The following is a 7,550-nucleotide window of genomic DNA, read 5'->3' as shown; positions in this document are numbered from 1 at the left end:
CGTCACGCACCGCATCCAGCGCTGGGTGTTCGACAATCGTGACCAAAGCGACGGATTTCTGCTGAGCAAAAGATGGTGCGGCAGCTGCCAAGCCTGCGGCGGCAACCATGGCCAGGACTGTACGTTTGATATGCAACATAGCGGATTCCCCCGGAAAAGCCCTGTGAAAGTGGGGAAATAGTAACCCGCACAGCCCTATATCGGTGAATTATGGAATACGCAGGTTGCGCAAATCGCCAGAGCAATATATAGAAAAATTGCAGCCATCCTGCTTTTTTATCAATAACAACGCAGGAAAAGAATAAATAAACCGAAACAGCCACACTTAGACAGCTTCAGAAGAGGAAAAAACGACTCCCGCCCATGCGGGAATGGCGCCTGCCGGCATCGCCGGCACAGGCGCCGCCAGGCTTGCTTAGACCCGTAAAATACCGTCCTGCGCTTCGCTCAGCAGGCTGCGCGCCCAGCGCCGGGCCGGCAAGCCATAGCGGGATTCCACGACTTCCGCGCGCGCCAGCAGGCGCTGCGCCTCCACGGCCAGCGGCGGGCCGCTGAAAGCAATCGCAATGCGGTTACCGGCATCTATCTCCGGCAAAAGCAGAAGCCGCCCATCAAATGCGGCCTTGAGATTGGCAATATTGGGCGCGAAGCTTTCGTGGGCACCAAACAGATTCACGGTCAGCACCCCGGTATCGCCAAGGATGCGGCGGCAGTTTCCGTAAAACTCGACGGAATCCCGCACCGGGCCCTGGGCATCGGCATCATAGAGATCCACCATCAGAATCGGGCAGCTGCCCGCAAGCTGCGGTTCGGCCACCCAGTCCTGGGCATCTTCTATCTCTATTTGCAAACGCGCATTTGCCGGCAAACGGAAATACAGGCTGCACATCATGGGCAGCATGCGGTTCCATTCCACGACCGTCAGGCGGCTGCGCGTTTTCTTCAGGCAAAAACGCGTGAGCGAGCCCGCGCCCAGCCCCAACTGGCCAATCGCTCCATCGCGCGGCGGCTCCAGAAACAGCAGCCACGCCATCATCTGGCGGGTATATTCCAGCACCAGTTCGGCGGGGCTATCGACAGCCATCGCCCCTTGTATCCATTCCGTGCCGAAATGCAGATAGCGGATGCCATCCTGTTCCGACAAGGTCGGGTCGTCATACATACGGCGGTCAACGCCTTTGCGCGCGCGGCGGCTGCCGCGCCCGTTCACTGCTGCCACGAATACATCTCCTGAGCCGGCCTAGGCTGCCGCGCCGCGGTTGCCCCCGGTCTGTGGCGCTTGCGCTTCCCCTCCGGAACCAGCCGCTTCTGCCGCGGGCGCCGGGTTTTCGCCCTGCGCCTCCGCCACAAGCGGCGCTACCAGTTCCGCCACTTTCTTGCGCGACAGCATGCCAATGAATTCATCATCCTCGCCTGTCACCGCCACGGGAGCATTGCTGTCCAGCATGTGGCTCAGCACCTCGTCCAGTCCGGCCGTGGCAGGCACAGAGGTCATGTCGCCAGTGTAGGCCGAAATATCACGCGCATGCGCAGCAATGGCTTCCTCGACACGCTCACGCAAAATGATTCCGGCCAGACGCTTGCCGTCGAGAACCGGCGCGTATTCATAATCGAGCATCTGCATGCGCTGCAGGGCATGCGCCGGTTGCGAGCGCATCGTCAGCGTCAGGCGCGGCGGGTTGACCACATGGCGCGCATTGAGCACCTTGGTGCGATTCACATCCTGCAGGAAGGCCTGTACATAATCGGTGGCGGGATTGAGCAGGATATCTTCAGGCGTGCCTTCCTGCACCAATTCGCCATCCTTCAGAATCGCAATCCGGTTGCCCAGACGCAAAGCCTCATCTAGGTCATGGGTAATGAAAACGATGGTTTTATTGAGCTTGAACTGCAACTGCAGCAGCTGATCCTGCATTTCACGGCGGATCAGCGGATCCAGCGCCGAGAAGGCTTCATCCATCAGCAGAATTTCCGCGTCGGTCGCCAGCGCGCGGGCCAGGCCGACCCGCTGCTGCATGCCGCCGGACAATTGTGACGGATATTGCTCTTCGAACCCGGCCAGCCCAACCTGCTCCAGCCAGTAGCGCGCCTTCTCTTCGCGCTGCGCCCGCCCCACGCCCTGGACCGCCAGCCCATAGGCGGCATTGTCCAAAACCGAGCGGTGCGGAAACAGGCCAAAGCGCTGGAACACCATGCTCATGGTCTTCTGCCGGAATTTTTCCAATTCCCGCTTGCCCAGGCTCATCACATCGACATCGTCAACCAGAATCTGCCCTGCCGTCGGTTCAATCAGGCGATTGAAATGGCGGATCAGGGTGGACTTGCCCGAGCCCGACAGGCCCATGATGACGTAGATGCTGCCTTCTTCGATGGACAGGCTGATATCACGCAAACCCAGCGTATGGCGGCTGCGCTTGAGCAGCTCTTCCTTGCTGATGCCGGATTGCGCCTCGGCCAGCCACTTTTTGGGGTGCGAGCCGAAAATCTTGTAGATACCCTTGACCTCGATCTTGCTCATCGCGCACCTCCTTGCCGAACCCGCTGTCCATAAGATTGCGTAATGCGGTCGAACAGCACTGCCAGCACCACGATACCCAGGCCGGCCAGCAGGCCGCGCCCGACTTCCAGGCGGTTAATGCCCAGCAACACCTCGTAGCCCAGGCCGCGCGCGCCTATCATGGAAGCGATGACCACCATGGACAAGGCCATCATCGTGGTCTGGTTGATGCCCGCCATGATATTGGGCAAGGCCAGCGGCAGTTGAACGCCGAACAGTTGCTGGCGCGAATTGGCGCCGAAAGCGCGTGAGGCTTCCAGGACTTCTTCATCGACCAGGCGGATGCCCAGATCAGTCAGGCGGATCAAGGGCGGCACTGCATAAATCACCGTCGCGATGATGGCGGGAATCTTGCCCAGCCCGAACAGCATGACAACCGGGATCAGATAGACAAAACTGGGCATGGTCTGCATGACATCCAATACCGGCATCATGATGCTGCGCAGCCAGTTCACCCTGGCCATGATGATGCCCAATGGAATGCCTATGACCACGGACGTCAAGACCGCCATAATCATCAGCGACAGGGTTTGCATGCCGGCATCCCACAGGCCAAGCAAGCCGATCACACACAGCAGCGCCCCCATGGAAACGCTGAACACCACCCGACGGCTGACCAGCCAGGCAATAACGATGACAGCCAGGACCACCACCCACCATGGCGTTCCGCGAAGAACTTGCTCAAGCCAGACCAGAGCATGCAGGAAGGGCTTGGACAAGGTCTCCAGCGTATCGGCATAGCGGGAAACAAGATGTTCGACGAAGCCGTCGATGGCGCGCCGTAAATCGCGCGCGGGTATCAATTCAGGAAACATAATGAGCACCATCAGCCATGCCGGCAGCGCTCACGCTCCCGGCAGACCGTCAAAAAAGGGATAGGCCGGCGCAGCGCCAGCCACGCTGCCGGATCAACCAGCAGCGCGGGGAAGCCACGCAGGAACGCAGGGGCAGCGCTGGCTTACAGCTCAGCCTGCACTCGCGTCGCTACCTCTTCCGGCACCCATTGTTTCCAGACATCGCCGTGGTTCTTGAGGAACCATTGCGCCACATCGTCTGCGTCATCGCCGGTTTCTTCGAGATGCGCCAGCGTGGCATTCATGACAGGCAGCGGCACGGCCATCTTGGTAAAGAACTCGGCCAGCGTCGGCGCCTGCTGCGCGAACGCCACGTTCAAACCGGTAAAGACCGGGTTTTCAGGATAGGCGCTGGGTTCGGGATTGGCGCACTTGGGCGCCGTCAGGCATTCGTGCTTGGCCTTGTCATAAGGCGGCAGTTCCAGCTCGACCAGATCCATGGAGCCTACCAGCGGCGTCGGCGACCAGTAATAGAACACGACGTCCTGTTTGCGCTTGTACGCGGACGTCAGCGCCGCCTTCTGCGCCGCACCGGTGCCAGGCGAGTACAGCGTGTAGCTGTCTTCCAGGCCCAGCGCACGGTACAGATTGGAGCTCACGACTTCGCAACCCCAGCCTGCCGGACACCCATAGAAACGGCCCTTGCCAGGCTCTTCCGGGTCGGCGAATTTATCCTTGAATTTCGGCAGGTCTGCCGCCGACTTCAGTTCCGGGTAACGCTCCGCCGTATAGCGCGGGATATACCAGGCTTCCCCGCCCATATACAGCTCGCCCACCCGTTTCACCTTGCCGCCGCTTTCGGCCTTGGCCCAGGGTTCGGCCACACTGTTGAGCCAGATTTCCGTATTCACATCGAGGTCGCCCCGTTCCAGCGCGGCCAGAGCCGGCAGGGTTTCAGTGGGCAACACATCGGTTTTGCAGCCATACCCCTTTTCGAGGATGAAGCGCTGCACATCGACCAGCACCAGGTTGGACTCCCAGTTCATACCGCCAAAATTAACGGGACGGCTGACTTCGCAAGTTGGACCGGATTGCGCCTGCGCTGTGCCGGCCAAACCGGACAGCGCCAGCAGGACGGCGCCAGCCAACAGCGTATTGCGCGGGGCGCGCGCCACATTGCGAGAATTGAAACGACGGGAAATACTCATGATTCGCCTCCTTAAGGGTCTTGGACGCGGTACCGCCAATAACAAACGGTACAACGCCATTTAGCAGATAAGGAAGGTGTGCGGAAGACGGGCAAGACCGCCAATACATACCGACATTTTGACGGGGAGCCAGGTGATGGCTCTCCACAAGGGATCGTTTTTCGTGATGGAAAGCCAAAACGAATACAACGAAATTGACAACAAACTGAATGAAGAAGGGGGCATTTTAACCAAAAATGATCAAAACCCCAAATAATCCAGGAAAACCCTAGGCCCGGCTGGCGCTTTTCCTCAAGCCGACGGCCCATCAAAAAGCCCGGAATACCTGAGGCATTCCGGGCTTGTGCAATCAGGGCGCCAGCGCCGCGCGCGCCCGTCCGGCACGCATGGGCAGCCCCTGCTTCAGGCCGCTTTTTCCGCCCTTAACCGGCGCGATAAATATCGTCGCGGCGCCATGGGTAGGCTTGCCCCGCCGGGTAATCCAGCTCATCGGCCCGACCGCGCCTGGGCTGATGCTGCGCGACGACCTGATGCAGCGCGATCCAGCCATTCTCGAACCCGGCGGCACAACCAGCCAGATAAAGACGGTAAGCCCGCAAGGACCGCTGCCCCTGCTCCCCGGTCAGAATCTTCGCCGCTTCGTCCAGACGCTGTTCCAGCGCATCGCTCCAGGCCCAGAGCGTGCGCGCATAGTGAGGCCGGAGATTTTCCGTATCCAGCATTTCCAGGCCGCCAGCCGAAAGGCTTTCGATGACATGGCTGATATGCGTCAGTTCGCCGCCCGGGAAAATGTATTTCCCGATGAACTCCCCCATGCCCCCGCCCACTTCGGCGTTATAGAGCCCGCCTGCCGTAATGCCGTGATTCATAATCAGCCCGCCAGGACGGATCAATTGCGCCAGACGTTCGAAATACTTGGTCATTTGCGCTCGGCCTACGTGCTCGAACATGCCGACCGATGCAATCTTGTCATAGGGCTGCGACGTATCGAGCTTGCGATAGTCCAGCAGTGACATCCGGACCCGTCCCCCTAGCCCTTTTTCTTCAATCAGGCGGTTGACGTAGGCATGCTGATTGCGCGACAGGGTAATCCCCTCGGCCTCTACCCCATAATGTTCGGCAGCCCATAGCAGCAGCCCGCCCCAGCCGGCACCCACATCCAGGAAACGCTCTCCCGGCTGCAAACGCAGCTTGCGGCATATCAGATCGAGCTTGGCTTCCTGGGCTTGCGCCAGTGTTTGATCCGGCTTGGCGTAATACGCGCAGGAATAAACCCGGCGGGGATCCAGCCACAAGCCATAGAAATCGTCGGACAGGTCATAGTGAAACTCGATTTGCTTGGCATCGCGCTCAATGGAGTGGCGCCATACAGATAGCAAACGGCGCACCAGATCCGTAAACAGGCCGCCGCGGGCCGCTTCGACAGGGGAACCGGGCAGCAATTCCGAGGCGGCGCTCATGATGTCGCGCATGCTGCCCTGAATATCTACCCTGCCTTCCACATAATCCTGCCCCAGAATGCCGATATCTCCCGATACCAGCCGGGCCAGGACGGCCTTATCGTGCACAGTCAGCACGACTTGGGGGTTCGACGCCCCTAATTTCTCATCACCCGGCAAATTCACTTGCACCGGCGTGGCAAGATTTTCCAGAATCGAACTGACTTTGGACAACAGTGGATTCACCAATATCTCCCAAGCTGAATGATCCCAGCCGCAATGGCGGCACACCATTGTGAAGCTGCTCCTCCCAATGCCCGACTAGATGCCGGAGCCATTCAGGGGGAACTTGCGCCCCAAAAAACCGCCACGCGAGACCTCGCCATCAACCGCAAGGTTTCGCTTTGGCGTTTGGTCACGGCTGGAGGAGCATGCCCGCGCCAGTCTAATGCCGAGCGGGTATCCAGGCCTGTGATCTGACTGTTATAAACGTTATGAACAAGACTTGGCAAACCGGTTAATCAAGGATTGGATAGTTTCTCGTAAAAACAAAATACAAAATTGATACATCCACCCGGCATGAATCAGAAAATGACAATGCCGTAAATAAAAAAACGGCCTGGAAAGGAATCCCTTTCCAGGCCGTTTCAGCAAATAACCGATTTTTATTCGGCTGCTGCTTGTGCTTGTGCTTGCGCTTGGCGCTTGTTGCTGCGCACCAGCTTTTCCTTGATGCGAGCCGACTTGCCGGAACGCTCGCGCAGGTAGTACAGCTTGGCGCGGCGAACATCACCACGACGCTTGATTTCGATCGAAGCGATCTGCGGCGAGTACAGTTGGAACGTGCGCTCCACTGCTTCACCGGAGGAGATCTTGCGCACGATGAAGGCAGAATTCAGACCACGGTTACGCTTGGCGATGACCACGCCTTCGTAGGCCTGGACGCGCTTGCGCGTGCCTTCAACCACGTTGACATTGACCACGACGGTGTCGCCAGGTGCGAATGCGGGGAATTCTTTGCCAGCCGACAGGCGGGCAATTTCTTCCTGCTCGATGATTTCAATGATGTTGGCCATTTAGGGCTCCGTAACCATCATGCTCGGGGATGTTGTAGGACAGAACTGCTAGACCCCGGCAGAGGATGCGTTGAAAAACCAGCTATTCTACACTAGATTCAGCGACTTACGCGCGGAAACTTGTGCGCGCATTGGCACAAAAGCATTTGCGCAAAACAGCCGTTACACAACAGGCCCGGCCGCCTGGCCGCGGCCTGCAACGGGCATGCTGCCGCCTCCGGCGCCTGGGCTATCAAAACCCGGCGTAATGCCCCAGCCACATGAAGCCGGGGATCAGCGCCGCCCAGACAGCTATCAGCAACACATCCGTGCATTTTTGCCGGAAACTCACCGCCGCTGCCCTATGCACGGATGACAAGGTCCCCTGCGCCGATGCCTGAAGCGGAATGCCTTTTTGCTGTTTGCCCGGCAGGCTGCCCATCAGGCTGCCCGCCACCCGCCCCGCCTGCCGCGCAGGCAAGGAAGCCGCTGCACGC

6 protein-coding genes and 2 pseudogenes are annotated in these 7,550 nt (G+C 59.1%); all 8 read right to left on the bottom strand.

Annotated features, from left to right (window positions below):
• Positions 1-139: pseudogene (locus ACTJGZ_RS15215) on the bottom strand (ABC transporter substrate-binding protein); the annotation flags it as partial.
• 276 nt (positions 140-415) lie between these two features.
• A complete protein-coding gene (locus tag ACTJGZ_RS15210; RefSeq protein WP_441663744.1) occupies positions 416-1,162 on the bottom strand; it encodes a spermidine synthase in 747 nt (248 codons plus the stop codon).
• A gap of 78 nt (positions 1,163-1,240) precedes the next feature.
• Positions 1,241-2,518, bottom strand: a complete 1,278-nt coding sequence (locus ACTJGZ_RS15205; RefSeq protein WP_441663742.1) for a quaternary amine ABC transporter ATP-binding protein — start codon at positions 2,516-2,518, stop codon at positions 1,241-1,243.
• Positions 2,515-3,372, bottom strand: a complete 858-nt coding sequence (locus ACTJGZ_RS15200) for an ABC transporter permease (protein WP_441663743.1) — start codon at positions 3,370-3,372, stop codon at positions 2,515-2,517. The genes ACTJGZ_RS15205 and ACTJGZ_RS15200 overlap by 4 nt, the downstream gene beginning before the upstream one ends.
• Positions 3,373-3,515: 143 nt before the next feature.
• The gene (locus ACTJGZ_RS15195) at positions 3,516-4,559 is read right to left on the bottom strand and encodes an ABC transporter substrate-binding protein (protein ID WP_441663741.1); all 1,044 of its coding nucleotides are present in this window, start codon (positions 4,557-4,559) and stop codon (positions 3,516-3,518) included.
• A gap of 422 nt (positions 4,560-4,981) precedes the next feature.
• Positions 4,982-6,244, bottom strand: coding sequence for a class I SAM-dependent methyltransferase (locus tag ACTJGZ_RS15190; protein WP_441663740.1), 1,263 nt, complete (start codon positions 6,242-6,244; stop codon positions 4,982-4,984).
• A gap of 419 nt (positions 6,245-6,663) precedes the next feature.
• Positions 6,664-7,074, bottom strand: a complete 411-nt coding sequence (gene rplS, locus ACTJGZ_RS15185; protein ID WP_441663739.1) for a 50S ribosomal protein L19 — start codon at positions 7,072-7,074, stop codon at positions 6,664-6,666.
• A gap of 232 nt (positions 7,075-7,306) precedes the next feature.
• A pseudogene (locus ACTJGZ_RS15180) lies at positions 7,307-7,550 on the bottom strand (hypothetical protein); the annotation flags it as partial.

Origin of the sequence: Kerstersia sp. (assembly GCF_052103615.1) — a bacterium.
GTDB lineage: Bacteria > Pseudomonadota > Gammaproteobacteria > Burkholderiales > Burkholderiaceae_B > Kerstersia.
This window is presented reverse-complemented; position numbering and strand designations above follow the sequence as displayed.

Bases quoted from the DNA above. Each gene is read 5' to 3' on its own strand.
- ACTJGZ_RS15210 (WP_441663744.1), bottom strand. From the start codon at position 1,162: ATGTATGACGACCCGACCTTGTCGGAACAGGATGGCATCCGCTATCTG.
- ACTJGZ_RS15195 (WP_441663741.1), bottom strand. From the start codon at position 4,559: ATGAGTATTTCCCGTCGTTTCAATTCTCGCAATGTGGCGCGCGCCCCG.
- ACTJGZ_RS15205 (WP_441663742.1), bottom strand. From the start codon at position 2,518: ATGAGCAAGATCGAGGTCAAGGGTATCTACAAGATTTTCGGCTCGCAC.
- rplS (WP_441663739.1), bottom strand. From the start codon at position 7,074: ATGGCCAACATCATTGAAATCATCGAGCAGGAAGAAATTGCCCGCCTG.
- ACTJGZ_RS15200 (WP_441663743.1), bottom strand. From the start codon at position 3,372: ATGTTTCCTGAATTGATACCCGCGCGCGATTTACGGCGCGCCATCGAC.